This window comes from Caballeronia ptereochthonis, assembly GCF_001545075.1.
GTDB classification, from domain to species: Bacteria; Pseudomonadota; Gammaproteobacteria; order Burkholderiales; family Burkholderiaceae; genus Caballeronia; species Caballeronia ptereochthonis.
This window is the reverse complement of the sequence record NZ_FCOB02000010.1, coordinates 186,022-212,269: the sequence shown is the minus strand read 5'-3', so window position 1 is coordinate 212,269 and position 26,248 is coordinate 186,022. Positions and strand designations below refer to the sequence as shown.

Below are 26,248 nucleotides of genomic sequence, written 5' to 3'. Positions count from 1 at the left end.
GCGCTGGCGCCTGTCGATTTCTCCATTGACAGCCGCCAGTTTCCCGAACAGAAGCCTGCCAGCGAGCGTCGGCCGGCCAGGTTTCAGGAGACGAGCATGGCAGCTGCAAGACCCCTGGAAGGTATTCGCGTTCTCGATTTGACCGTGGCCTTGGCTGGGCCCTGCGGATCGCTGTTGCTGGGCGGCCTGGGCGCGGAAGTGATTCGTGGCGAATCGCCCGGTGGCGGCGATATCGCGCGCAACAATCCTCTGTACGTGGGAGAAGAGGGCACCTTCATCTGAAGCGCCGGACAGGTTGCTTGGACGAACGTGTCCAACCTATGGCGCATCGCCGAACACCGATTCTTCGCCGATCCCGCCACGTCTCCCCCAAGGACCAAGGAACAGGCAAGGACTTTACCGACATGACATCGCAGACTTCCGATCTCGCCGCCCTTGATCGCTTGACGAGCGGCCGCTCTACCTGCCGCGCCTATCAGAACAAGGCGCTGGATGCCGACTTGATCCGCAGCATCGTTGGCATGGCGAGCCGTTCGGCCTCGTGGTGCAACGTGCAGCCCTGGCAGTTGGTCATCACCGAAACCCTGGAGAGCACGGAGCGTTTCCGCGAGGCGCTCATCGGGCGCGTGCGGAGCCATCCGGAAACCGAATCCGATCTGCCGTTTCCGCCCGGTTATAAGGGCATTTATGGCGAGCGTCGGCGCGGCGCGGGCATTGCACTGTATTCGTCGCTGGGCATCGGTCCAGGGGACACTGAGCGCAGCGCCCAGCAGGCCCTCCGCAACTACCGCATGTTCGATGCGCCGCACGTGGCCATCGTCACGGTGCCCGCGGAGCTGGGGCCGTATGCGCTCGTGGATGCGGGCGGCTTTGTCGCTTCCTTCCTGCTTGCGGCGTATGCCCATGGCGTCGCGACCACGCCGCAAGGGGCGCTGGCTCGCCACGCGCATTTCGTGCGCGAGTATTTTGGCGTCCCCGATACGCAGCACATGATTTGCGGCATTTCGTTTGGCTATGCCGAGGCCGAGCACCCCGTCAACCGGTTTCGCACTACGCGCGCCGGCGTGGACGATCTGGCGCGCTTTGCCTGAGCAACGCGCGCATGCGTGACAGGAACACCGCGGCCCAGCGAGCTTCAAAGCGCGCCCGCAGCCTCATCACCTGCGCAGCGCTGGTCGTCACCGGCAAGACAGAGCAGATAGGGGAGCACCATGGCATTGCTGATCGACAACCCCGCGCCGCAGGTGCGCCGCCTGACGCTGAACCGGCCCGAGCGCATGAACGCGCTCGACGGCCCCACCTTGCAGGACCTCAACGATGCGGTGCGTGACTGCGCGGCGGCTGGCGACGAGGTCAAGGTGCTCGTGATCCGCGGTAGCGGCAGCGCCTTCTGCGCCGGCAACGACCTCAAGTGGCTCGCGAGCGGCGTGCTGGCCGACCGCGCAGCCCATATGAACCACCAGGACCTGATGCAGGACACCTACGAGCGCCTGGAGTCGGCGCCGCAGATCGTGCTGGCCAGCATCAACGGTTACGCCGTGGCGGGTGGCTTCGAGCTGGCGGCGGCCTGCGACCTGATGATCGCCGATGACGCAGCGCAGCTTGGCGACGAGCACATACGTCGCAACTTGCTGCCCAGCGGAGGCAGTTCCCAGCGGTTGCCGCGCAAGCCTTCGGCAGCAGCGGTCCCCCAGCTCGACATGTGACGCTGACATCCTCGATGATGCGACCGTGAGTTACTGCGCCTCACGGATCATATTTCGGGCAATGACGAGCTGCTGGATCTGCGTCGTGCCTTCGTAGATGCGAAACAGCCGCACGTCGCGGTAAAAGCGCTCGATGCCGTACTCGGCCATATAGCCAGCGCCGCCGAAAATCTGCACTGCGCGATCAGCCACGCGACCACACATTTCGGAGGCGAACAACTTGGCGCACGAAGCCTCGGTGCTCACGGGCAGTTTGTCGTCGCGCCGGCGCGCGGCATCCAGCACCATGCTGCGTGCCGCGTAGATCTCGGCCTTGCTGTCGGCCAGCATGGCCTGTACGAGCTGGAACTCGGCGACGGGCTGGCCGAACTGCTTGCGCTCCATGGCATAGGACAGGGCCATGGACAGCATGCGCTCAGCCACCGCCACGCAAACCGCGGCGATATGGATGCGGCCCTTGTCCAGCACTTTCATCGCAGTCTTGAAGCCCTGGCCTTCCTTGCCGCCGATGAGACTGGCGGCGGGGACGCGCACGTTTTCGAAGATCACGTCGCAAGTGTGGGCGCCCTTTTGGCCCATTTTCCTGTCGCGCTTGCCGAAGCTGATGCCGGGCGTCCCCGCATCGACGATGAAGGCCGAGATGCCGCTCGAACCCTTGTCGTCCGGATTGGTACGCGCCATCAGCGTGAAGATGCCCGCATGCGGCGCATTGGTGATGAAGCGCTTGGTGCCATTGACCACGTAGTCGTCACCGTCCCTGATGGCGGTCGTGCGCAGCGAGGCCGCGTCGGAACCGGACTCGGGCTCGGTCAGCGCGAAGGAGGCGATCAGCTCGCCCGTCGCGAGACGCGGAAGGTACTTTTCCTGTTGCTCCGGCGTGCCATCGAACAGAATGCCCTGCGAACCGATACCGACCGTGGTGCCCAGCAGCGAGCGAAACACCGGTGAGGCGCGACACAACTCGAAGACGGCCAGCACTTCTTCTTCCATGGTCAGCTCGAGGCCCCCGAAGCGCTCGGGAATGGTGAGACCAAACAAGCCCATGGTCTTCATGTCGGTCACGATGTCCTCGGGAATCTCATCGGTCTCGGCGACCCGCTCCTCGTTGGGTACGAGGCGTTCTCGCACGAAGCGGGCGATGGTGTCGAGCAATCCGTTGAGCGTTTCGTGGTCGCGAATCATGGCAGCGTGCAGATCGATGGATGAGGATGCCATGCTGCGCTTGCCAGGAACGGGAGGCAACGGATTGGCGCAAGGCGTTCCGGAAATTGGAATTGCGGCGGCCAGGATGGCATTGACACTGGTGAAGGAATCACTGACCGGCGTGTACCAAGGTACGGAACGGACCATGCCGATCCGTTGACCGTGAAACGCACCGGTCTCATCGTGTCGACATGTTATTTCAGTTGTCTTGAACGCCATGCCTATCAATCCCGCTCACTTGCTGGGACGTCCTTTTCCCATGATCGAACACGCGTTTTCGCTGCGAGATACCGAGCTATACGCCTTGGGTCTGGGCCTGGGCGCCGACCCGCTCGATGCGCGGCAGTTGCGCTATGTCTACGAAGGGACGGACGGCCGATCGCTGCGCGCCATGCCGACCATGGCGAATGTGCTTGCCTACCCGGGTTTCTGGGCGCGTGAGCCGGATACCGGCATCACCTGGCAAAAGGTGCTGCATGCCGAGCAGGAAATCCATATCCATGCGCCCTTGCCGGCGAGCGGCCGCGTCAAGGGCGCGACCCGCGTCACCGGTCTCTGGGACAAAGGGGAAGGCAAGGGTGCCTTGCTGCAGCAGACGCGAGAGATCACCGATGCCGAAACCGGCCAGCTGCTTGCCACCGTGGCGCAACTCAGCCTGCTGCGCGGCGACGGCGGCTTCGGCGCGGGCGGCAGCGCCGGCGCACCGCCCGTGGCGCATGTCATGCCCGAAGGCGAGCCCGACCATGTATGTGAACTGGCCACGCCCGTGCAATTGGCGCTGATCTATCGCCTGAGCGGCGACCGGAATCCTCTGCATGCGGATCCCGCGGTGGCGGCTGCGTCCGGCTTCCCGCGCCCCATTCTGCATGGCATGGCCGCGATGGGCGTGGCGGCGCACGCCGTGCTGCGCTCCGTGCTGGATTACGACGAGACGCGCTTTGCCGGCATGCGTGTGCGCTTTACGGCGCCGGTCTGGCCGGGGGACACGCTGCGAACCGAGATGTGGGTGCGTGGCGGCACGGTATCGCTGCGCGTCACGGCGATGGAACGCGGCGTGGTCGTTTTGAACAATGCGCGGGTCGATCTGCGCTGAACACCATTCTTTCGAGGAGAAACAAATGGACCTGGGTTTAACCGGCAAGGTTGCCATCGTCACCGGTTCGGCGCGCGGCCTGGGCGCCGCCACCGCGCGGCGGCTCGCGCAAGAGGGCGCCAGGGTCGTCATCACCGACATCAATGGCGAACTGGCGGAAGGCACGGCCAAGGCGCTGCGGGACGACGGGCTGGCCGCGTATTGCGTCGTGGGCGACATCACCCAGGCAGGCGACGTGCAGCGTCTCGTCGATGAAACCGTGGCGCATTTCGGTGGTGTACACATTCTGGTGAATAACGCCGGTGCGCCGCGCGACAAGTACCTTGTGAAGATGAGCGAGGAAGACTGGGACTTTGTCATGACGGTGATGCTCAAGGGCGCGTTCCTGGCGGCCAAAGCCGTCATGCCGCACTTCATCGGGCAAGGTTGGGGCCGCCTGATCAACATCAGCTCGCGCGCTCATCTGGGTAATCCCACGCAGGCCAACTACTCGGCGGCCAAGGCCGGTCTGATCGGCATGGCCAAGGCGCTGTCGATGGAAGAGGGCCGTTACGGCATCACGGCGAATTGCGTGGCCCCTGGCTTCATGGACACGGAAATGGTGCAAGCGCTCGCCACCTACGAGACCATCAAGGAGCGCGCTGTGGCCGCACAGCCGATCAAGCGCGCAGGACGCCCCGAGGACGTCGCCGACGCCGTCGCCTTCCTGGCCAGCGAGTGCGCCGGCTTCATCAGCGGAGAGGTGCTGCATGTGACGGGCGGCCGCTACGGCTGATCGCGCGGCGGCATCAAAAACGACAGCTGCCGGCGCGCGACACGCGAGCCATGGCGGCCGATTCTTCATGACGTTCAAGAGGCATTGGAAATGAAACGAGCAGCCATCGTCTCCCCGCTGCGCACACCCGTGGGCGCATTCGGCGGGGCTTTGAAGGGAGTTCCGGTCGAGGAGTTGGGCGCCACCGTGGCGCGGACCATCGTGGAGCGCACGCAACTCGACCCTGCGCGCATCGACGACGTGATCTTCGCGCAGAGTTATGCGAGCGGCGAGACGCCGTGCACCGGGCGCTGGGTGGCGTTGCAGGCGGGCTTTCCGATCGAGGTCGCAGGCATGCAGCTGGATCGGCGCTGCGGCGGTGGCGTGCAAGCCCTGGCCACGGCGGCCATGATGGTGCAAACCGGCGCAGCCGACGTGGTGATGGCAGGCGGAGTCGAAAGCATGAGCAACGTCGAGTATTACACCACCGACATGCGCTGGGGCAAGCGCGCGGGCACGGTGAAGATGCACGACCGTCTGGATCGTGGCCGCGAGCGCTCGCAGCCCGAAAGCCGCTTCGGTCGCATCAGCGGCATGATCGAAACCGCCGAGACGCTGGCGCGCGAGTATGACATCTCACGCGAGCAATCTGACCGCTTCGCCGCGCGCAGCCATCAACGCGCGGCCGCGGCGCTCGCGGATGGTCTGTTCGATGCGGAAATCGTTCCCGTCCGCGTTCCGCAGCGCAAGGGCGATCCCGTGGTGATGAGCAAGGACGAAGGCGTGCGCGGTGAGACTACGGCGGAGAGCCTGGCCAGACTCAAGCCGATCATGAAGGACGGCGTGGTCACCGCGGGCAACGCCTGCCAGCAAAACGATGCCGCCGCTGCCTGCCTGATCGTGGCCGAGGACAAGCTTGAAGAACTGGGCCTCGCACCCATGGGCTGGCTGGTCGGCTGGGCGGCAGCAGGCTGTGACCCGGCGCGCATGGGCATCGGGCCCGTCCCTGCCGTGCAGAAGCTGCTGGCTCGCACGGGCCTCACATTCGATCAGATGGAGCTGATCGAACTCAACGAGGCCTTTGCCTGCCAGGCGCTCGCTTGCGTGAAGGGCTGGGGGAGTTCCATGGAAGCGCTGGAGGACAGGCTCAACGTGAATGGCTCGGGGATTTCGCTGGGTCACCCGGTGGGCGCCACGGGCGTTCGCATCATGAGCACGCTGCTGCATGAAATGCAGCGCCGCAAGGCCCGCTATGGCCTGGAAACGATGTGCATCGGCGGTGGTCAGGGCATCGCCATGATTTTCGAACGCGCGTGAGGCAGGAGACAGATCATGACCCATCCTGAATCGGGCAACGTGTGGCAGCCCGGCGAGCGCGAGCTGCGGAACTCCGGCATTGTGAAGTTGATCCGCGCGCTGGACGTGCCCTCCTATGAGGAACTGATGCGCGTGTCGATTGCCGAGCCCGAACGCTACTGGAACACTGTGATGCGTGAATGCGGCATCGTCTGGGACGAGCCGCCCAAGGGCTATGTGAACCTCTCGCGCGGCCAGCAGTTTCCGCGCTGGTTCCCCGGCGGCAGGCTCAACTGGGTCAATACCATCTACGCGTGGGCGCGAAATCCAGCCACCGCACAGCAAAAGGCCGTGGTGGCCGAGCGCGAGGACGGCAGCGTGAGCGCGCTGACCTATGCGGAGCTTGAGCAGCGCGTGCGCGATTTTGCGGCCGGCCTCGCACGGCGCGGCCTGAAAGACGGCGACCGCATTGGCCTGTTGATGGAGAACGGCATTGAGGCCACCATTTCGCTGCTGGCCATCGTGCATCTGGGCGCGCTGGTCGTGCCTCTCTTCAGCGGCTTCGGTATCGACGCCATCGTGGCCCGGCTGTCAGCCGCAGAAGCGCGCATGGTGATCGCGTCTACGGGTTTCTCGCGCCGTACCAAACGCGTGGATGTGCAAGGGGCGCTACGCGAAGCGTGGCGCCAGTTGCCGCTGCTCGAGCACGTGATCTGGAAGCGCGGCGAGGGGGAAGCCGCCGGGGATGCGCGTGACCTGGACTGGAACGAGACCGCGACCGCGGCATCGGGCCAAGGCACGGCACCCGTAACCGTCACGCCCGACACGCCATTCATGGTGATCTATACCTCGGGCACCACGGGCAAGCCAAAGGGCGTCGTGCACACGCACGGCAGTTTCCCGATCAAGATCGCACACGACTCGCTGATCCACTTCGACGTGCATCCCGGCGACGTATATTGCTGGCCCGCCGACATGGGCTGGATCGCGGGCACTCTAGTTCTGGGCTGCGCGCTGCTGCGCGGTGCGACGCTCGTTTGCTATGACGGTGCGCCCGACTACCCCGACTGGTCGCGCATGTCACAAGTGGTGGAGCGTCATCAGGTCACGCATTTCGGCTCCGCGCCCACGCTCATCCGTGGTATGGCCAGCCACGAGGAACTTGCACTCAAAGGCGATCGCTCCACTGTGCGCTTGCTCATCACGGCGGGCGAAGGCATCGCGCCCGAGCACTTCAACTGGTTCTTGCAGCGATTTGGCGATGGTGCGGCGCCGGTCATCAACTATACGGGTGGCACCGAGGTCTCGGGCGCGCTCCTGGCGAGCGTTCCGATCCGCCCGATTCCACCCAGCGGCTTCAACACCGCCTCGCCCGGCGTAGCCGTAGACGTGGTCGATCCCGACGGCCACAGCGTGACCGGCGAGGTGGGCGAGCTGGCCATCCGCGCGCCTTTCGTGGGCATGACACAATCGTTCTGGCGCGACGACGAGCGCTACCTGGAAACCTACTGGCAGACCGTGCCCGGTGTCTGGGTGCATGGCGATCTGGCGCTGCGTACGCCCGAAGGCAACTACTTCATGATGGGCCGCTCCGACGACACACTCAAGGTCGCCGGCAAGCGCCTGGGCCCGGCCGAGGTCGAGGAAGTCGTGCTGGAACTGGCCGATGTGGCCGAGGCGGCGGCCATCGGCGTAGCGGACGCCGACAAGGGCCAGAAGCTCGTGGTCTTCGTGGTGCCCAAGCCGAACGCCAGCCTTGTGCGCGCCAATCTGGAGGCTATCGTCTCGGGCCACGTCGACAAGCGCCTGGGCCGGCCCTTCAGGCCCGGTCGCGTGCATGTGGTCGAACAGCTGCCCAAGACGCGGAGCTCCAAGATCATGCGCCGCGTGATTCGCAGTGTGTACTGCGGCTTGCCGCCGGGCGATCTGTCGTCGCTGGACAATCCGGCCGCGCTCGACGAAGTGCGCGCCGCAGCGACCACTGCCTGACCTGCGCAAGACCATGCCAGCCGCTCACTACGCCGACAGCCTGTCCGTGGGAGCTCATTGCGCATCGCCCAGTCGCTCGCGCACCCGGGATATCCGCTGTACGACGTGCGGGTAGGCATTGCGTTCTCACCCATGGGCTGGTCGCTGCTCGCGGCGCTACGTCGGAATTCAACATGATCGGTCGCCGACATTGCGTCTTGCCGATCCATCTGCGAAAGAAAAGATGAAAGTACTCGAAGGCATCAACGTTCTGGATTTCGGCCGCTTCATCGCCGGACCGTTCTGCTCGGCACTGCTCGCCGACTATGGCGCCGACGTCATCCGCATCGACCGCGTGGGCGGCGGTGAAGACCGCTTCATCGTGCCCGTGACCGAACAGGGCGAGGGCGCGCTGTTCCTGCAGGTCAACCGCAACAAGCGCTCCATGACACTGGACCTGGACAGCCCCGAGGGTCGCGAAATCGTGCGCAAGCTGGTCGCGAACGCCGACGTCGTGGTCGCCAACATGCCGCCGCGCACGCTCAGGAGCCTGGGGCTGGACTATGAAAGCCTGCGCAGTATCAAGCCCGACATCATCCTCGTGGCCTCCAGCGCTTTCGGCAACAACGAGGCCGTGCGCGACCGCGTGGGCTTCGACGGTGTGGGCCAGGCGCTGAGCGGCGCAGTGCACATCGCGGGCACGCCCGATCAGCCGCAAAAGGCCATGGTGCCCGTAGTGGACTTCGCCACGGCGTTTTCCTGTGCGCTGGGCGTCATGCTGGCGCTCTACGAACGCCAGCGCAGCGGGATCGGTCAGGAGGTGAGCGCATCGCTGCTGTGCACGGGTCTCAACATGGCTAGCGGCGCGCTGATCGAGGAAGCGTTGCTGGGTCTGGACCGCCACGCCATGCGCAACCGCGCGTCCGGCTACGCGCCCTCCGACATCTTCAAGGCCAGGGACGGCTGGTTCATCACGCAGGTCATCGGCCGCCCCATGTTCCAACGCTGGACCCAGCTCGTCGGGCGCCCGGATCTGCTCGACGACCCTCGCTTCGCCGACGATACCTTGCGTGGTGAGAACGGCGAGTTGCTGAGCGACGTGATGACCGGATGGTGCGCGGACAAAACGCTGGCCGAGGCATTGGACGCCTTGGAACAAGCGCGCATTCCGGCCAGTCCCGTCAATTCGCCGCGGCAGGTGCTACAGGACGAGACGATCAAGGCCGCCGAGGTGATTCGCTGGATGGACTACCCCGGCGCGCCGAAGAAAGTTCCCATCTTCGCCACGCCTGTGTCGCTGTCGCGAACGCCGCCCGAAATCCGGTTCCGGCCGCCGCTGACGGGCGAGCACACGGACGAAATCCTGGCCGATATCGGCGTCGATGCGAAGGCGATCGTCGATCTGAGGGCTCGGAAAATTATTTGACCGAGCCAGAGTGCATCGGGTCGACGGCTATTTTCGAACGTGGTCCTGACGCAGTCCAGCAGCACCCCGACCACGCACCGGACGGGCGCCGCGAGCACGATGGTGCGCTCGAGTTCCGCCGATGCCAACGGGGCCGAGCTCAGGATGCCCCTCGCGACTTCCTGCGAGACGCCCACCGCTGGAAGGATCGTCCAGCCGTGACCTTGCGCGACCAGTTCCTTCCGCACGCTCAGCGCGATGGTTCAGGCGCTTGGGCCAGTATCACTGAGAAAACACGATGAATAGCGAAGACTTGTTGGCCCGGTACGGCCCCCGTGAGTCTATGGAGTACGACGTGGTGGTCGTGGGTGGCGGCCCCGGCGGCCTGGCCACGGCCATACGCATCAAACAACTGGCGGCGGAAAAAGACCGAAATGTCTCGGTGGTGGTGCTGGAAAAAGGCTCCGAGCCCGGCGCGCACATCCTCTCGGGCGCGATCATGGACCCCAAGGCGCTGACCGAACTCTTGCCCGACTGGAAGGCGCGCGGCGCGCCGCTGAACCAGCCCGTCACGGACGAGGCCTACGTGTTCCTCGGCAAGAAGTCCGCTGCGCGTGTGCCCAAGATCTTTCTTCCGCCATTCGCGCAGAACCACGGCAACTACATCATCAGTCTCGGAGCGGTGACTAAATGGCTGGCCGACCAGGCGGAGTCGCTCGGCGTGGAAATCTTTCCTGGCTTTGCGGCCGCGGAGGTGCTCTACAATGAGGACGGTTCGGTCAAAGGCGTGGCCACAGGCAACATGGGCATCGACAAGGCAGGCGAGCCCACCGACAACTTCCAGCTCGGCATGGAGCTGCATGGCCGGTACACCATCTTTGCGGAGGGCGCACGCGGCCACCTCGGCAAGCAGCTCATCGCGCGCTACCAACTCGACGCCGGACGCGACCCGCAAAGCTTCGGCCTCGGCATCAAGGAGTTGTGGGAAATCGACCCCGCTCGCCACAAGCCCGGCCTCGTCGTGCATACAGCCGGCTGGCCGATGGATAACAAGACCTACGGCGGCGCCTTCCTCTACCATCTGGAGGATCACAAGCTCGCAGTCGGGTTCGTCACGGGGCTGGGCTACGCCAACCCTTACTTGAGCCCGTTCGAGGAATTCCAGCGCTGGAAGACCCACCCCAGCATCCGTTACTACTTCGAAGACGACAAGGGCGAGATCACGGCCAAGCGCGTGTCGTATGGTGCGCGCGCCATCAACGCCAGCGGCATCAATGCTCTGCCGCGGTTCGTGTTTCCAGGCGGTGCGTTAGTGGGCTGCGACGCGGGCTTCCTCAACGTGAGTCGCATCAAGGGGAGCCACGCAGCCATCAAGACCGGGATGCTCGCGGGAGAAGCCGCCTTCGCGGCTGTCGTGGCGGGTCGCCGGCACGACGAACTCGTGTCTTATCGCGAAGCCTTTGAAAACAGCTGGCTGTACAGCGAGTTGACCAAGGACCGCAACTTCAAGAACTGGTTCAGGTACGGCCTAAAGGCGGGCACGTTGATGAACGGATTCGAGCAGTTTGTACTGCGCGGCCGCATTCCCTGGACCTTGCGCCGCGGCAAGCCCGATCACGCATATCTGAAGCCGGCCAGCGAGTGCCAGCCTATCCTCTACCCCAAGCCCGACGGCAAGCTGACTTTCGACCGTCTTTCCAGTGTATTCATCAGCAACACGAATCACGAGGAAAACCAGCCCGCGCATCTGACGCTTGAGGATGCCGACGTGCCAGTGAACGTCAACCTGTCCACGTACGCAGGGCCCGAGGCGCGCTATTGTCCGGCCGGCGTCTACGAATTCGTGGATGACGAGGCCCATGGCGGCAAGCGACTGCAGATCAACGCGCAGAACTGCGTGCACTGCAAGACCTGCGACATCAAGGACCCGACACAGAACATCGTCTGGGTCACGCCAGAGGGCGGAGGCGGGCCCAACTACTCGGGCATGTAGACACGAGGAACAACGGTTCTCGGTGCGTGGGTCATCTTGTGGGAAGACATGCCCCACGCGCTGCTTCGGCGCCCGCCCGACAAGTTGGTGGTGCTGAACACGATTCCCTCATGCCCCGCATCAGGGGCGTGAGGAAGCGCGTGCGTGACGGTGAGTCCATCAAGCCCGCCCGGGGACGGCGGTAGATACACCGATGTCCGATGCCGCGACGCGCTCGCACAGTCAGCCTTCAATGGTCCACATGCTCGTTAGCTCTTCGGTTTTCATGTCGGGATCCATCGCGCGTAGTGCGGCCAGCAGCTTCCGAGCCCGAGCCGCACCCAATACGTCAGTGGTCAGTTCCATGAACTTCGCGTCCTGCTCGTGTTCGGGCATTGGATTCGTGTCGCTACCGATCGGGTCTTCTACAAACACATGCCCGGAGCTACCATCCTTGAAGGTGACGGTCACGTCGGCCACGAATTTGCCCGGATAGTCTTTCTCCAGCGTGGGCTCCTCGGTAATCCGGATGCTGCGCGCCATGTCGATGACGGGCGCCATGTCGACCTTGCCGGCGAGGTAGTCGCGGTGGATCCGGTAGCCGTTGCCGTTGCCCGACAGCGTGAAGGCCGCCTGGATCGGCAGGCTGAACTGCACATGTTCGATGTTCCTGGGCTCGTAGGCATTGGCGTTGGCTGTGCCTACAACGACGTTGAAGTGTGGGGTGATCTTCAGATGCACGTCGGCGATCTCGTTCCGGCGCGCCGCGAAGGGGCGCAGCGCGTCGATGTAGGCATGCGTGCAATAGCAGGCGCAATAGGCCTTGAGCCAGACAGTACCGATTTCGAAGGGCCGCTCCGACGCGAAGCGCTGCTCGGCGGCTTCACCTGCCGGACGCTGCAGGAAGGTCCGGAAGAACCCCTTGTTGCCGCTCAGGAACGCGCGCGGTCCCGTGATGCCAGCCCTGGCCATGTCGGCAGCCGCGATGCCGTTTCGAGTGCCGATGCCGGCGTGGATGCGCTTGATGGAGCCGCCGGTGGAGGTGTATTCGGTGGTGCCCGAGACATGGCTCAGCGCGATCGCCAGCGCATGCAGCGTCGTCTCGGCGTCGAACCCGCGCAGTTTGGCGGCGACTGCCGCAGCGCCAAAGTTCGAGAGCGTGCCGTGCGGGTGAAAGCCGCGCTGCAGCAGGTCGGGCGCGGCCAGCAAGCCGATGCGTGTGTAGACCTCGTAGCCGGCGACCATCGCGGTGATGACCTCCTCGAGCGAGGAGCCGAGCTCTTCGCCGATAGCCAGCGCGGCCGGGATCACGCAACTGCCCGGGTGGCTGTAGCTGGGGCCGTGCGCATCGTCGTATTCGAAGCCATGGCCATACGAGCCGTTGACGAAGGCGGCATCCGCGGCGCTCATCATCAGCGTCGAGGCACTGACGCGGCTCTTGCCCGGCCGCTGCTGGGCCGAGGCGTACTTCAGCAACTGCTCGGACCAAGGCATCTTCGAAATGCCGACTTGCAGCGCGACCTGATCGCGCATCAGCCGGTTCAACCCAGCATGTGCGCGAGCGTCGAGGTGTTCATATTTCAGGTCCCGAATAAAGCGCACCACGGCTTGTTCCAGTGGGGGGCAATTCGCTGGCGCGGAGGAAAGGGTTTTATGTGTGGCGGTCATGGCTGTCTCCTTGAAAGTCAAATGCCGGCAGGTCCTCGCATTTTCCGGTGCGTGTCGATTCAAGCGTGGCGGTAGATACGGCTTTGTCCGTTCATCGATAGCGCAATGCTTGCGGCAACGAGCGCAACAAGGCCATCGATATCAGCGTGGCCGTGATGGCCTCATTCATGATCCGACGGACGAAGAATGGCACCAGGCGTCGAAACACTTTTCCATCGTGACTTGCTCAAGCGAATTCATGCAGTCTCCCAAGACTATTCGCGTCAATGGCGAGGGGCTGGAATCTGCTTCGGTAGCAGACAATTCCGGCTCGCTCGCCATTAGCTCTCTGGCGGCACCAGCGGGTCGAGCAGAACACTAACCACGTCATCCACTTCCTCGAAGTGCAAGATGTCGTTGATCAAGTTGTCCACTGTCTTTTGAGCCAGCGGTATGGCTGAATAGGGCACGCAGAGCTTGAACTTGGCGATGAATTCCGCTTCGGTGAACGGATTCTTTGGATGCCCTTTCACGTAGATGCACTCCTTCCTCAATTCACGTCCGCCACGCAGCTTGACGGTGAGGCGCGCGCCCCAATCCGACACACCAGGATTCTCCTCGGCGGTGATGCGCGTCATCAACTCGCGCACCTCGGGCCGGGCACGCGCCTCGTCGCTGTACGATTCCAGGAACACTTTGTCGTCGAAAGCGGCGATCGCCACCACGTAGGGCAGGCTGAACTGGCACTCGGGGACCGTGACGGGGTTCCACTTCTTTTCTTGCGGCTCGCACACGGCCCGCCAGCCGGGCGTGGAGGTCTCGATGTGGATGCTGGCGATGTCGTCCGCGCCAAACTCGTGTTCCTTCGTCAGCTCGCGGATGGCGTCGATGGACGAATGCGAAAAGTAGCACGCGCTATAGCCCTTGGTGATGATGTTCTCCAGCTCCCAGCGCTCACCCAACGCGTCGAGGATGAACCCGGGATCGGTCTCCCAGCGCGCGGTAGCGAGGAAGCCCTTGGGACCGGTCAGCACCTCTGCGCGCGGCCCCGTGATGCCGCGCTGAGCCAGTTGGCAACAGGTGATGGCAGCCTGGCTCACCAGACCGTGATGCATGCGCACCATCAGCGTGGCTGGCGAGTAGATGCCCATGGTGTTGGGTTGCGTCATGGTGCGCGCGATGCCTTGGGCGTTTTCCAATTGTTCCTGCGTCAGCCCCAGCAGCTTACCCACCGCAGCCACAGCGCCAAAGATGTAGTGACCGCCGCATTCATGGTGTTTGATCGCGCGGTTGATGACTCTATAGGCGGTCCCCAGTCGCACCAGAATCTCCTGACCGACCGCCATCGCCGCCACAAACTCCTTGCCCGAAACCTTGCCCCGCAGGCCGGTCGCCGCGAGCAACGTCGGCACCACGTATTCGGTGACGTGGCCGGCCTCTTCATGCAGGTCGCCGCAGTCCATGGCGCGCGGCATCGGACCCATGGCGAGTGCCGCTTCGTTCGCAGGCACGCGCCCGCCATAGAACGGCAGCGGCGTCTGCGGGTTGCCCCCGCGCTCTTTCACGAGTGACACGATAGCGGCGATGCCTTCCATCGCCGAGCCGCCGATGGTCACACCCATGGCATCGAGCAGGGTTTGTTTGACGTGACGCACCACGTCGGGCGGGAGGTCGGCGTACTGGGTCTGCAGCGCCATGCGGCACAAAGTAGCCATCGGGTCCTCGACCCCCTGCTGGGCAAACTTCGTCATTCTTCAATCTCCATTCTTATGCTTTGCACGGTCTGTCCATCGTGCTGATGTGTGGCTTGCCCGTGCCTGAACCGAGCAGCGACCACGATTTCGGTCATGGATTGAATGACGTCTTCGTTCTGAGGTACAAGGCCAAAGGATGCCCGGTCCCGGCGTCCGTTCCCTACCGGGGCAACCGAGCAGAGGGGAAGTCCGCCTGACGTTTGGCGCGCAGCGCAGCCAGCCCTTCCTTGACGTCCGGTCCCAGGAAGCACAGCATCTCCATGGCGAGCGAATTGTCGAAGACAGGCCCGGCGATGCGCATCCAGTTGTTGAGCGACTTCTTGGTCGCGCGAATCGCGGTCTGGCTCCCGCATGCCAGCTTCGCGGCGATGGCAAGCGACCTGGCGAGCACTGCGGCGCGTGGCGCACAGAAAGTCACGAGGCCAATACGTTCAGCTTCCTTACCATCGACGAAGTCGGCCGTCATCAGGTAATACTTGGCCTTCGCCATGCCGCACAGCAGCGGCCATACGATGGTGGCGTGATCGCCCGCCGACACGCCCAGACGAGCGTGTCCATCGGTCAGGCGTGCGTCCTCCGCCATGACGCTCACGTCCGCCAGGAGCGCCACGACGAGGCCCGCGCCCACAGCCGTCCCGTTGATCGCGGAGATGATGGGCTTATCGCAGGCCAGCATGTTGTAGACAATGTCGGAAGCCTCTTTCATCACGCGCAGCGTTGCCTCCTGACTGTTCGACATCTCCTCCACGACAGACAGGTCTCCGCCCGCGGAGAAGGCCCGGTCACCCGCACCCGTAACCACGACGACCTTGACCGTGGGATCGTCGTTGACCACTCCCCAGATCTTGCTCAGTTCCCAATGCATTCTGTTGTTCGTGGCATTCATGACCTCCGGACGATTGAGCGTCACGAGCAATACGCCGTCAGGCTGGCGGTCGAACAGAATGAACTGAAAGTCTTTGTATTGCATGCGTGATTCCAGGGATGATTTGAACGATGGCGGGGTCTGCTGATCCATTGAACTCGCCGACGGCAGGTGGCGCAACGTGTGCACCGCGGACGTTCCGTACTTTGGTGAATTCGAGTGTTGAATCAGGTGAAAACCCGCTTGGGCATGGCGGTTGAAGGCAAGCATCACGCATGTTTGTACTTGCGCTGCCGTTAGATTGCCGCCCGCAGCCGTGCGATATCTCCCGGCCGTGCCGAGCGCAGCAGTTCAGTGCCGATCGGGCCGGGCGCGACTGCATTCGCGGTAATGCAGAAAGAGGCAGTACGGCAGAACGGACAATCCCGATGCATCGATCCGTTACGCTCAGGGCATCGCCTTACCTTCCTGCCCGCGCCATCAGCAACTCGATGAACCGTTCCGCCATCGGTGAAAGTACGCTGCCTTTGCGCGTCACAATACCGAAGGTCTGGGATGACGATCGCAGGTCGACGGGCAGGATGCGGAGCATCTTGTGCTGCGCGAACAGCTCGGCGATGTCGGTCGGTAGCAGCGAAACCAGATCCTTGCCCTGATTCAGCAGCGCGACCGTGACGAAGGTGGACGCCGTCGAGATGGTGTTCAGCGGCATGTCGAGACCGGCGAGATCCAGCTCGCGTTCGAGCAGTTCGCGCAGCGGCATCTTGCTCGGATAGGTGACCCACTGGCAGTGCGCGAGGTCGCGTATGGCGATATTGCCGCGCGGTCTCGTCGAATGCCGATAGCCCATCACCACCGACAGCGGCTCGTCGGCCAGCTTCACATAGCGATACTTCGAAGGCTGCGCGCTGACGGCCGAGCGGCCGATCACCAGGTCGAGACGGCCGTCGTCAAGCTGCGACAGCATGCGCGCGCTCGTATCCTCCACGATCTCCACCGACACGTTAGGCAGATTCTCGCGAAGCGCTTCCAGCGCCGGCACGACGACGGCGGGTATCGCCCCCATGATCGCGCCGATCGCGAGTCGCCCGCCACGGCCGGACTTGATGTCCGTGATGTCCTGACAGAGCAGCGTCAGGTCCGTCGTGAGCAGCCGCGCGTATTCGATCACGCGCCGGCCATACTGGTTCGGAATCATGCCGCTCGCCGAGCGGTCGAAGAGCTCGGCCTCGAACATCGTCTCCAGTTCATGCAGCGCCTTGCTCGCGGCGGATTGCGTGATGGCCTGAACGGCGGCCGCCTTGTGCAGCGACTTGTGCTCGTCGAGGGCGATCAGCAATTGAAGCTGTTTCATTCTCAGTCTCGACAGCAGCGTCTGGACGGTGTTCATCAGCGAGTAGAAAAAGTCATCGGGGGATGGAAACTATTCAATATACATGCGGCGGAGCACCACCGTATAGTCAGCCCCGGAGACAACATCACGGACCCGTTTTCGGGTGACCACAATGCAGAACTCAAGCGAGAGCATCATCGGCGGGCTCGTCGAAGCCGCGCCGCGTCCCCTCACCATTCGCCTTCATCGCGATGACGACGTCGTCATCGCGCGAGAGCAGCTCGTAGGTGGCGCCCGCCTGAGCGAGGAAGGCGTGACCGTTTCGGGACTGATTCCGCCGGGCCACAAGATCGCGACGCGCGCCATCGCGCAAGGCGAGGCCGTGAGGCGCTACGGGCAGATCATCGGATTCGCAAGCCGCGCGATTCAGGCCGGCGAGCATGTTCACATTCATAACCTCGCGATGGGCGAGTTCGACCGCGACTACGGTTTCTGCGCCGCATCGCGCGCAACCGACCATGCGGGCACGCCGGCGACCTTCGAGGGCATCGTTCGCGCGGACGGACGCGTCGCGACGCGCAACTACATCGGCATCTTGACGTCGGTGAACTGCTCGGCGACGGTTGCGCGGGCGATCGCCGATCACTTCCGCCGCGATACGAACCCAGAAAGCCTCGCGCCGTATCCGAACATCGACGGAGTTGTCGCGCTGACGCACGGCGTGGGATGCGCCGTCGATCCGGAAGGCGAAGGACTCGCGCTCTTGCAGCGCACGCTCGGCGGCTATGCGGCGCATCCCAACTTCGCGGGCGTGCTCGTCATCGGCCTCGGCTGCGAGACCAACCAGATCGCGCGCATCATGGAGACGCAAGGTCTCGTCGAAGCACCGTTCCTCAGGACCTTCAACATTCAGGAGACGGGCGGTACGGCGAAGACCGTCGCGCACGGCATCGAACGCATCGAGGAGATGCTCGAGGCCGCAAACCGCGTCCAGCGCCGCCCCGTGCCGGCTTCGCATCTGATCGTCGGCCTGCAATGCGGCGGCTCCGACGGCTATTCCGGCATCTCCGCGAACCCCGCGCTTGGCGCGGCCGTGGACTTGCTCGTCGCGCACGGCGGCACCGCGATCCTGTCGGAAACGCCGGAAATCTATGGTGCCGAGCATCTGCTGACGCGCCGCGCCGTCAGCCGCGAGGTCGGCGAGAAGCTCGTCGCGCGCATCCACTGGTGGGAAGACTATTGCGCGCGCAATCGAGCGGCGATGAATAACAATCCGTCGGCGGGCAACAAGGCGGGCGGCCTCACGACGGTGCTGGAGAAGTCGCTCGGGGGCATCGCGAAGGCGGGCAATACGAATCTCGTCGAAGTCTACGAGTACGCCCAGCGCGTCACGGCGAAGGGGCTCGTCTTCATGGATACGCCCGGCTACGACCCGATTTCCGCGACGGGGCAGGTCGCGGGCGGCGCGAATCTCATCTGCTTCACGACCGGACGCGGATCCGCCTACGGCTGCTCGCCGACGCCCTCGCTGAAGATCGCGACCAACGACGCGCTATGGAACCGCCAGCAGGAAGACATGGACCTGAACTGCGGTCCGATCCTGAGCGGCCAGAAGAGCATCGGGCAGATGGGCGCCGAACTCTTCCAGCTGATGCTCGACACGGCATCGGGCAAGCGCTCGCGCAGCGAGATGCACGGATACGGACAGAACGAGTTCGTGCCCTGGCAGATCGGCGCGATCACCTGAGCGCATCCCGACGTCCACCGAATTCAACCCTTACTCCTCGCACTCCATGAGCATGCAGAACGATAGCCGCTACCGCGGCGTATTCCCGGTCGTCCCGACCATCTTCGACGACGCAGGCCGACTCGACCTCGAAGGTCAGAAGCGTTGCGTCGACTTCATGATCGACGCAGGCTCCAACGGCCTGTGCATTCTTGCCAACTTCTCCGAGCAGTTCGTGCTCGCCGACGACGAGCGCGACACGATCATCCGCGTCGTGCTGGAACACGTGGCCGGACGCGTGCCCGTCATCGTCACGACGACGCACTTCAGCTCTGAAGTATGCGCGCGCCGCAGCCGCACGGCCGAGAGCGCCGGCGCCGCGATGGTGATGATCATGCCGCCGTACCACGGCGCGACGATCCGCGTCACGGAAAAGGGCATTTTCGAGTTCTTCGGCAAGGTGTCCGACGCGATCCGCATTCCGATCATGATTCAGGACGCGCCGGTCGCCGGCACGCCGCTTTCGGCGCCGTTCCTTGCGCGCATGGCGCGGGAGATCGACCACGTCTCGTACTTCAAGATCGAGACCGCGCAGGCGGCCGCGAAGCTGCGCGAGCTGATCGAACTGGGTGGCGACAGCGTCGTCGGTCCTTGGGACGGCGAGGAAGCCATTACCCTGATGCCCGATCTCGACGCCGGCGCGACCGGTTCGATGACCGGCGGCGGCTACCCCGACGGCATCCGCAAGATCGTCGATGCGTACATGAGCGGCGAGCGCGAGAAGGCGGCATCGCTCTATCAGCAGTGGCTGCCGCTCATCAATTACGAAAACCGTCAGTGCGGCCTCGCGGCCTGCAAGATCCTGATGAAGGAAGGCGGTGTCATCCGCTCGGACGCGGTGCGTCACCCGCTCGCGCCCGTGCATCCGAAGACCCGGGAAGGCCTGCTCGAAGTTGCGCGCCGTCTCGATCCGATCGTGCTGCGCTGGGGACAATAGGCGTCCACGCTGCAGCAAACCGTGTCATGGCGGGCCATGCCCGCCCGGCTTACTTTTATAAGACTTACAGGAGACCCGGACATGAGCGTGTCCAGTGTGCAGGCGGCCGGAATGACCAGCGTGCGGTGGAAGATTTTTCTTCTGCTGCTTTTGCTCGTATCGATCAACTACATCGACCGCGCGGCGCTTTCGGTCGCGATGCCGTCCATCGCGCAAGAGTTCGATCTCTCGCCCGAGCGTCAGGGCCTCATCCTCAGCTCGTTTTTCTGGACGTATCTCTTCATGCAGGTGCCGTCCGGCATGCTGGCCGACCGCCTGAAGCCGCGAGCGCTGATCGCGGCGGCGACGATCGGCTGGGGCGCATTCCAGGCACTCGGCGCGGTCTGCACGGGCTGGTTTGCGCTGCTGCTCACGCGTCTGGGCCTGGGCATCACCGAAGCGCCGATCTATCCGGGCGGCGGCAAGCTCAACGCGCTGTGGCTCACCCAGCACGAGAAGACGCGCGGCGCGGCGATCGTCGATGCCGGCTCGGCGCTCGGCTCCGGCGTCGGCGCGGTCGTCGTCGCGACGCTGATGGCATGGTTCGGCTCGTGGCGCGCGGCGTTCGTCGTCGCGGGCGTCGGCACGATCGCCTGCGGCATCTGGGCGTGGTGGTACATCCGCAATACGCCACGCGAGCATCCGTCCATCAGCGAGGCGGAGATCGCCTACATCGAACAGGCGCATGCCGAAGAGGATGCCCGCGAGCCCAAGGTCGCGGCGGGCGGCTCGCTGCTGCGCTTCTTCGGGTATCGCTCGGTATGGGGCATGTGCGCGAGCCACACCTGCACGAACCTGATCTTCTTCGGCCTGATGACCTGGCTGCCGACCTATCTCTTCAAGGTCCACGGCTTCGATCTCAAGTCGCTGGGCGGCGCGACGTTCCTGATTTTCTTCTGCGGCTTCGTCGGCGAAGTGATCGGCGGTCAGATCGCCGACAAGTGGAAAGCGGCGGGCGCGGGATCCAACCTCGTCTATCGCACCATGATGTTCATTGGCGCGACTGCCGTCGCGCTGTCGATGCTGGGCGTCGCCTATGTTCGTGCGCCGTTCCTCGTCGTGGGCCTGTTGTGCGTCTCGCTGTTCTTCCTGCGCTGGTGCGGCGGCTGCAACTGGGCGACGCCGGCCATGCTCGCCACGCGCGCCCGCGCCGGCGCGCTGAACGGGATCATGAACTTCGTCGGCAATATCGCGGGCATTTTCGTGCCGATCTTCATCGGTTACATCGTGCAGACGACCGGTTCGTACTTCCTGGCCCTGATGTTCTTCGTCGCGGTGGCGGTGGTCCAGATGCTCGCCGTGCTGGCGATCGACTATCAGAAGAAGCTTCCGGTCTGAGGAGAAAGCGAAGTGCAGCGCCGTTTATATACGGGCAACGATCCGCGCCGGGCTCATAGCATCGAGGAGCTGCGCGCCATGGCGGCGCGGCGCGTGCCCAACTTCTGCTTCGAGTATGTGGAGGGCGGTGCGGAGGAGGAAGCCACCCTGCGCCGCAATCGCGATGTGTTCGCGGATATCGCGTTTCGGCCGCGCTCGCTGGTCGATGTGTCGAAGCGCGACATCGGCATCGAGCTGTTCGGACGGCGCAGCGCCGCGCCGTTCATGATCGGGCCGACGGGCTTCAGCGGGCTCCTTGCCCACGAAGGCGACATCGCGCTGGCGAGCGCGGCCGCGGCGGCGGGTATTCCGTTCGTCCTGAGCAATGCGTCGACGGTGCCGCTCGAGCGTGTCGTCGAGCGCGCGGGCGGCCGCGTGTGGATGCAGGTCTACATGTACCGCACGCGCGATTTCGTCGCGAAGCTGGCCGAGCGCGCGCAACGCGCGGGCGTGGAGGCGCTCGTCGTCACGACCGACAGCGCGATCTACGGCAAGCGCGAGTGGGATCTGCGCAACTACGCGAGGCCGCTCGAGCTGAACTGGCGCAATACGCTCGATGTCATCGCGCATCCGCGCTGGATGATGGACGTGCTGTGGCCGAAGGGCATGCCGCGCTTCGCCAATCTCGGCGACTTGCTGCCGCCGGGGCAGGACAGCGTGCGCGGCGCGGCCTCGGCGCTCGCGAAGGAGCTGGACCCGTCGCTGTCGTGGAACGACATTCGCTGGTTGCGCGACCGGTGGCCGGGCCGGCTCATCGTCAAGGGCCTGCTTCATCCGGATGATGCCGCGCAGGCGGTGTCGCTCGGGGCGGACGGCATCGTGCTGTCGAATCATGGCGGCCGGCAACTGGACGGCGCGGTCTCGGCGATGGACGTCCTGCCCGAAGTGGTCGATGTCGCCAAGGGGCGTCTTGCGATCATGCTCGACGGCGGCTTCCGGCGGGGCACCGACATCGTGAAAGCCATCGCGCTGGGCGCGGACGCCGTGCTGCTCGGCCGCGCGACGACATGGGGGCTGGCGGCCGGAGGCCGCGCGGGCGTCGATCGGGCCATCGACATTCTCAGGACGGAAGTGGACCGGGTCATCGGTCTACTGGGCTGCGGCAGTGTCGCCGCGCTGGACGCGCGCTATCTGCAACGGATGCCGCGCGAGGTCCGGCCGGCGCCGCGCGACGCGTCGCGGTCCGCTCACGAAACATTACTGGAAGCGGAATTGCAATGAACGATACAGGCAGCGTGGAACGCATGAATGAACGAGACTCATCGGCGGCGCGTGTCGAACGGGTCGGCATGATCGGACTGGGACTGATGGGCAGCGCAATCGCGGCGCAGGTACTCAAGAATGGCTTTCATCTCTCGGCGCTCGCGCATCGAAGCCGGGACGCCCTGAACGCGCTGCTCTCGCAAGGCGCGGCGGAAGCACGCAGCGCCGCCGAACTCGCGCGCAACGCGGACGTCGTGCTGATCTGCGTGACGGGAACGCCGCAAGTGCGCGACGTCGTGTTCAGGGAGGATGGCGTGCTCGCGGGCGCGCATCCCGGGCTGATCGTGATCGACAGCACGACGGCCGATCCCGAATTCGCCGACGAAGCGGCCGCTGCTTTCGCGGGCAAAGGCGCTGCCTTCCTCGATGCGCCGGTGAATCGCACGCCGAAGGAGGCCAGGGAAGGGCGGCTGAACGTGTTGGCCGGCGGGGATGCGGACGTGCTCGAACGCGTGCGGCCGGTGATGGCCGCGTACGCGGAGACGGTGCATCATCTGGGCGCGCATGGCGCGGGCTATCGCGCGAAGCTGATCCACAACTTCATCGCGCAGGCGAACGGCGCCATTCTTGCCGAGGCCTTCGGGACCGCGGCCAAGGCGAAGCTGAACCTGAGCGAGTTCGCGGCGGTGTGCCGCCTGAGCGGCGCGCACAGCAAGACGTTCGACCGCATCATTCCGTACCTGCTCGAAGGCGATGACAGCGGCCAGCAGTTCGCCATTCGCAATGCCGCCAAGGACATGCGCTCGTATTCGCAACTCGCGGCGGCGCAGTCTTCGACGGCCGTGATTGCGGAGGCGGTGCGTCAGCTCTATGTGCTCGCGACCAATCTCGGGCACGGTGACAAATACGTGCCGCATATCTTCGATGTATTGGCGGAACTCAATGGGCTTCCACCGGCGCGTCATGGGGATGGAATAACCGGCTGATAACACGCTTGCGCTCAGCGTGCGCCTCACGGGGCAGAACCGGCCATCGACCTGAGGTTCATCGCCCGGTTTTCCCGCCGATGTCGGTGCACTCTTCTCCGTCTATGGCGTCGGGCGTGCTACCGGGCTACCGAAATGCCCGCACGTTACCGTCCGTCCCTGGTGGCATGGCAATCGACCCGGCACGCCGAAAAACATCGACGGTTTCCGTTAGCGCGAGCCGTGAGTGGCATACATACCAACGTGAAGACAGCAGCCGTCGCGGAGCGATAATGTAGTCGCAATAGTCCGCCAAACGATGACGAGAGTGCTTGACATGGAATGGACACACACACGGCCAACCGCCCCGGGTTACTACTGGTTGCGCTTCGTCGACGAGCGATCGCCCCAACAAACAATCGCGGAAATCTCCAAAGTGCCTGGCGATGGGTCAGACGAATACGTCGTCATTCTGATGGGAGACGACACCATCATGGAACTGGATGACGCGTTCTTCGATGGGGGCCTGTTCGCTGGACCCATCGAGCCACCGTTGACTGGGGACCGACCATAGCGAGACCGACCGCCGACGGGCAGCGCAACGGATTGTCCCCACCATGCGGGGTTATCGGTCCGAACGCAAAGTCCTTCGTCCGACCTGGACGGTTTATTGCTCATCGGCGCACCGGACCTCCTTAGCCGCTTCGGCACGTACTTTTTTGCGCCCGCTGGGTAGTGCTGTACCTGCCGGCTCGACCTTGGCGCATCAGCATCAGTGCCCGAATGTGCCGAGCAATTCCGTGTGCGCCACCACATGGCCTTTCATCGCTTGCTCCAACGCTGCCTTGGTGGGATGGTGAAGATCGGGCAGCACCGTGTCGAGCGCGTACAGCTTGTGGAAATAGCGATGACGGCCGACCGGCGGGCATGGACCGCCATACGTGGCACGCTGGAAGTCATTGGTGCCTTGCAGCGTGCCTGCGGGCAGCGCGGCCGGTGTGACGCCTTCCTGCAAACCGGACGCCGTGGGCGGGATGTTGTAGAGCACCCAGTGCACCCACGTCATCCGTGGCGCGGCCGGGTCGGGCGCGTCGGGATCGTCGACGATCAGCGCGAGACTTTTCGCGTTGGCGGGTACGCCGGACCATGCAAGCTGCGGCGACACGTCCGCACCCTTGCAGGTGTGGCGCTGGGGAATCTCGCCTCCATCGTGGAAGGCGTGCGAAGTCAGGGTCAGGGCCATGTTCCGCTCCTGGGCGTTGGTCTGCGCCGCCAATCCGGTGGCGCAGGCCAGCAAGATCAGAATGGATGCCGCGCAACTGCGCATCGTATGTGCTCCATCGGCTTCATCGACAGCCGCTCGCGAAGGGCGAGAGCGAGCGGATCCTCCGCGCTCAACTGTTTCAATCGGTGCTCGCGTCGTTGTCTCGGCGACATAAGAAAACTAGTGCAGCGCGAGGCCGAATGCAATGAGCGCGCCGCGCGCCTGCAATCAACGGAAATGTTCCCGTTGGATGAGCAGGAACGCAGGCGATACGTGATTGGAACCATGTAGTGTCGGCATGGCAGATCCGGTTGCGCCAACCTCAAATCCAACGCGAAGGCTCACTTCGCCAAGGCCCGCTACCAGGAAAGAGCCCTTCAAAAGCGGACTTTCCCACAGCGTTTTTACAAGCAATCCGTAAGCGCTACGTGTCTATGCTTTGGCCGCGTCGCGTATCTGATTGGAAGCACTCACCGCCCTGGCTTGAAAGATTGCATTCATGCCGGATGCCCGCGCTCAGCGATGAAGGTCGAACAGGGCCGCGCCGCGCTTGAGCGCATTGCGGGCGATGATGCAGCGATGTATCTCCGAGGTGCCGTCGAAGATGCGGTAGACGCGGGCATCGCGGTAATAGCGTTCGATCGCCAGCTCCTTGCAGAAACCCATGCCGCCGAAGACCTGCACCGCGCGGTCGACCACGCGGCCCAGCGTCTCGGAGGCCTGCACCTTGACCATCGAAATCCAGTCGCGCGCGTCCTGTCCCGCGTCCATCATGCTGGCGGTGTTGAGCAGCATCAGCCGCGCCGCGTTGATCTCCATCACGCTGTCGGCGATGAGCTGCTGGATCATCTGGAAGTCGCCGATGCGCACGCCGAACTGGCGCCGGTCGCGGGCGTACTCGATCATCATTTCGAGCACGTGCGCAGCCTTGCCGATCCCACGAGCGCCGATCAGCGCCAGGCGCACACGGCCGAGCATGTTCATCGCCAGCTTGAATCCCTCGCCCTGTCGTCCGATCAGGGCCATCGGCTCCAGCGGGACGTCGTCGAAAAACAGCTCGTGATGGGGCGTGCCGCGCAGCCCCATCATCTGCTGATCCTTTCCGACGACGAAGCCGGGCAGGTTTTTGTCCACCGCGAAGAGCGAAATTTCCCTCTCGCCGGTGCGGGCCGAGACCAGAAAGAAATCGCTCCATTGCGCATCGCTGATGAAGTGCTTGCTGCCGTTCAGCACCCAGCCGAGCGTGGTCTTCCGCGCCGTGGTCCTGATGCCCTGGGCGTCCGAGCCCGCGCCGGTTTCGGTGATCGCGAGGCCGCAGGTCCGCTCGCCCCGGATCGCGGGTTTCAGCCAGCGTTCGATCTGTTCGCCCTCGCAGGCCAGAAGCGCGTCGTAGACGTTGCCGAACGCGCGCCGCACGAGGATGTCGGAGCTGTGCCCGAACTGCTCCTCGCAGAGCATCGAGTCGACTGTGCTCAGTCCTCCGCCGCCAAGCTCGGCGGGCATGTTGACCGCGTACAGGCCCAGCGCGCGGGCCCGGGACTGCAGGCCACGGGCGATCTCGGGCGCGAGCGCGCCTTCGTCCTCCACCTGTTGCTCGAGCGGCTGCAGCTCGGCGCGGACGAAGCGGCGCGCGGTCTCGATCATCATTTTCTGCGTGTCGCTCAGCGTAAAGTCCATCGCT

General features: G+C 64.3%; 19 protein-coding genes and 2 pseudogenes. 14 read left to right on the top strand and 7 right to left on the bottom strand.

All coding sequences use genetic code 11. The annotated features are described in order from the left end of the window. Positions 1–96: 96 nt before the first annotated feature. From AWB83_RS13205 to AWB83_RS13195, 3 genes and pseudogenes are all read left to right on the top strand, one after another. A pseudogene (locus AWB83_RS13205) lies at positions 97–270 on the top strand (CoA transferase); the annotation flags it as partial. Between the two features lie 134 nt (positions 271–404). Then, positions 405–1,091 carry a nitroreductase family protein gene (locus AWB83_RS13200; RefSeq protein ID WP_087045898.1) on the top strand — a complete coding sequence of 229 codons (687 nt, stop codon included), beginning with the start codon at positions 405–407 and terminating at the stop codon, positions 1,089–1,091. Between the two features lie 120 nt (positions 1,092–1,211). Further along, positions 1,212–1,670 (top strand): annotated as a pseudogene (locus AWB83_RS13195) (enoyl-CoA hydratase/isomerase family protein); the annotation flags it as partial. A gap of 66 nt (positions 1,671–1,736) precedes the next feature. Here AWB83_RS13195 and AWB83_RS13190 read toward each other — a convergent pair. Further along, positions 1,737–2,888, bottom strand: coding sequence for an acyl-CoA dehydrogenase family protein (locus AWB83_RS13190; protein WP_087045896.1), 1,152 nt, complete (start codon positions 2,886–2,888; stop codon positions 1,737–1,739). 238 nt (positions 2,889–3,126) lie between these two features. On the opposite strand from AWB83_RS13190, the gene AWB83_RS13185 reads away from it, so the two are divergent. From AWB83_RS13185 to AWB83_RS13155, 6 genes are all read left to right on the top strand, one after another. Beyond that, a complete protein-coding gene (locus AWB83_RS13185) occupies positions 3,127–4,002 on the top strand; it encodes a MaoC family dehydratase (RefSeq protein ID WP_087045894.1) in 876 nt (291 codons plus the stop codon). Between the two features lie 25 nt (positions 4,003–4,027). Next, on the top strand, positions 4,028–4,777 hold the full coding sequence (locus AWB83_RS13180) for an SDR family NAD(P)-dependent oxidoreductase (protein WP_087045892.1): 750 nt from the start codon (positions 4,028–4,030) through the stop codon (positions 4,775–4,777). A gap of 90 nt (positions 4,778–4,867) precedes the next feature. Continuing rightward, on the top strand, positions 4,868–6,073 hold the full coding sequence (locus AWB83_RS13175) for an acetyl-CoA C-acetyltransferase (RefSeq protein WP_087045890.1): 1,206 nt from the start codon (positions 4,868–4,870) through the stop codon (positions 6,071–6,073). A 15-nt stretch (positions 6,074–6,088) separates the two neighbouring features. After that, a complete protein-coding gene (locus AWB83_RS13170; protein WP_167389105.1) occupies positions 6,089–8,041 on the top strand; it encodes an AMP-binding protein in 1,953 nt (650 codons plus the stop codon). A 223-nt stretch (positions 8,042–8,264) separates the two neighbouring features. After that, on the top strand, positions 8,265–9,446 hold the full coding sequence (locus tag AWB83_RS13165; protein WP_087045886.1) for a CaiB/BaiF CoA transferase family protein: 1,182 nt from the start codon (positions 8,265–8,267) through the stop codon (positions 9,444–9,446). Positions 9,447–9,723: 277 nt separating this feature from the next. Next, entirely contained in the window at positions 9,724–11,418 is a 1,695-nt protein-coding gene (locus AWB83_RS13155; RefSeq protein WP_087045884.1) for an electron transfer flavoprotein-ubiquinone oxidoreductase, read from the top strand. A gap of 222 nt (positions 11,419–11,640) precedes the next feature. On the opposite strand, the gene AWB83_RS13150 is transcribed toward AWB83_RS13155, so the two are convergent. From AWB83_RS13150 to AWB83_RS13135, 4 genes are all read right to left on the bottom strand, one after another. After that, complete coding sequence (locus tag AWB83_RS13150) at positions 11,641–13,065, bottom strand: MmgE/PrpD family protein (RefSeq protein ID WP_087045882.1); 1,425 nt, start codon at positions 13,063–13,065, stop codon at positions 11,641–11,643. Positions 13,066–13,385: 320 nt separating this feature from the next. Beyond that, the gene (locus AWB83_RS13145; protein ID WP_087045880.1) at positions 13,386–14,795 is read right to left on the bottom strand and encodes an MmgE/PrpD family protein; all 1,410 of its coding nucleotides are present in this window, start codon (positions 14,793–14,795) and stop codon (positions 13,386–13,388) included. Between the two features lie 163 nt (positions 14,796–14,958). Next, a complete protein-coding gene (locus AWB83_RS13140) occupies positions 14,959–15,768 on the bottom strand; it encodes an enoyl-CoA hydratase/isomerase family protein (RefSeq protein ID WP_087045878.1) in 810 nt (269 codons plus the stop codon). 355 nt (positions 15,769–16,123) lie between these two features. Next, positions 16,124–17,017, bottom strand: a complete 894-nt coding sequence (locus AWB83_RS13135; protein WP_374729105.1) for a LysR family transcriptional regulator — start codon at positions 17,015–17,017, stop codon at positions 16,124–16,126. A gap of 151 nt (positions 17,018–17,168) precedes the next feature. Here AWB83_RS13135 and AWB83_RS13130 point away from each other — a divergent pair, with 151 nt between their 5' ends. The 5 genes from AWB83_RS13130 to AWB83_RS13110 all read left to right on the top strand — a co-directional run bounded on the left by AWB83_RS13130 (position 17,169) and on the right by AWB83_RS13110 (position 23,324). Beyond that, a complete protein-coding gene (locus AWB83_RS13130) occupies positions 17,169–18,743 on the top strand; it encodes a D-arabinonate dehydratase (protein ID WP_087045874.1) in 1,575 nt (524 codons plus the stop codon). A 52-nt stretch (positions 18,744–18,795) separates the two neighbouring features. Next, a complete protein-coding gene (locus tag AWB83_RS13125) occupies positions 18,796–19,719 on the top strand; it encodes a dihydrodipicolinate synthase family protein (protein ID WP_087045953.1) in 924 nt (307 codons plus the stop codon). 81 nt (positions 19,720–19,800) lie between these two features. After that, entirely contained in the window at positions 19,801–21,096 is a 1,296-nt protein-coding gene (locus AWB83_RS13120; RefSeq protein ID WP_087045872.1) for an MFS transporter, read from the top strand. Positions 21,097–21,108: 12 nt separating this feature from the next. Continuing rightward, a complete protein-coding gene (locus AWB83_RS13115) occupies positions 21,109–22,356 on the top strand; it encodes an alpha-hydroxy acid oxidase (RefSeq protein ID WP_087045870.1) in 1,248 nt (415 codons plus the stop codon). A gap of 23 nt (positions 22,357–22,379) precedes the next feature. Beyond that, on the top strand, positions 22,380–23,324 hold the full coding sequence (locus AWB83_RS13110) for an NAD(P)-dependent oxidoreductase (RefSeq protein WP_087045951.1): 945 nt from the start codon (positions 22,380–22,382) through the stop codon (positions 23,322–23,324). Between the two features lie 751 nt (positions 23,325–24,075). Here AWB83_RS13110 and AWB83_RS13100 read toward each other — a convergent pair. Both AWB83_RS13100 and AWB83_RS13095 read right to left on the bottom strand, forming a co-directional pair. Next, the gene (locus AWB83_RS13100; protein WP_087045949.1) at positions 24,076–24,546 is read right to left on the bottom strand and encodes a YbhB/YbcL family Raf kinase inhibitor-like protein; all 471 of its coding nucleotides are present in this window, start codon (positions 24,544–24,546) and stop codon (positions 24,076–24,078) included. Between the two features lie 537 nt (positions 24,547–25,083). Continuing rightward, positions 25,084–26,244 carry an acyl-CoA dehydrogenase family protein gene (locus AWB83_RS13095; protein ID WP_087045869.1) on the bottom strand — a complete coding sequence of 387 codons (1,161 nt, stop codon included), beginning with the start codon at positions 26,242–26,244 and terminating at the stop codon, positions 25,084–25,086. Positions 26,245–26,248 lie beyond the last annotated feature (4 nt).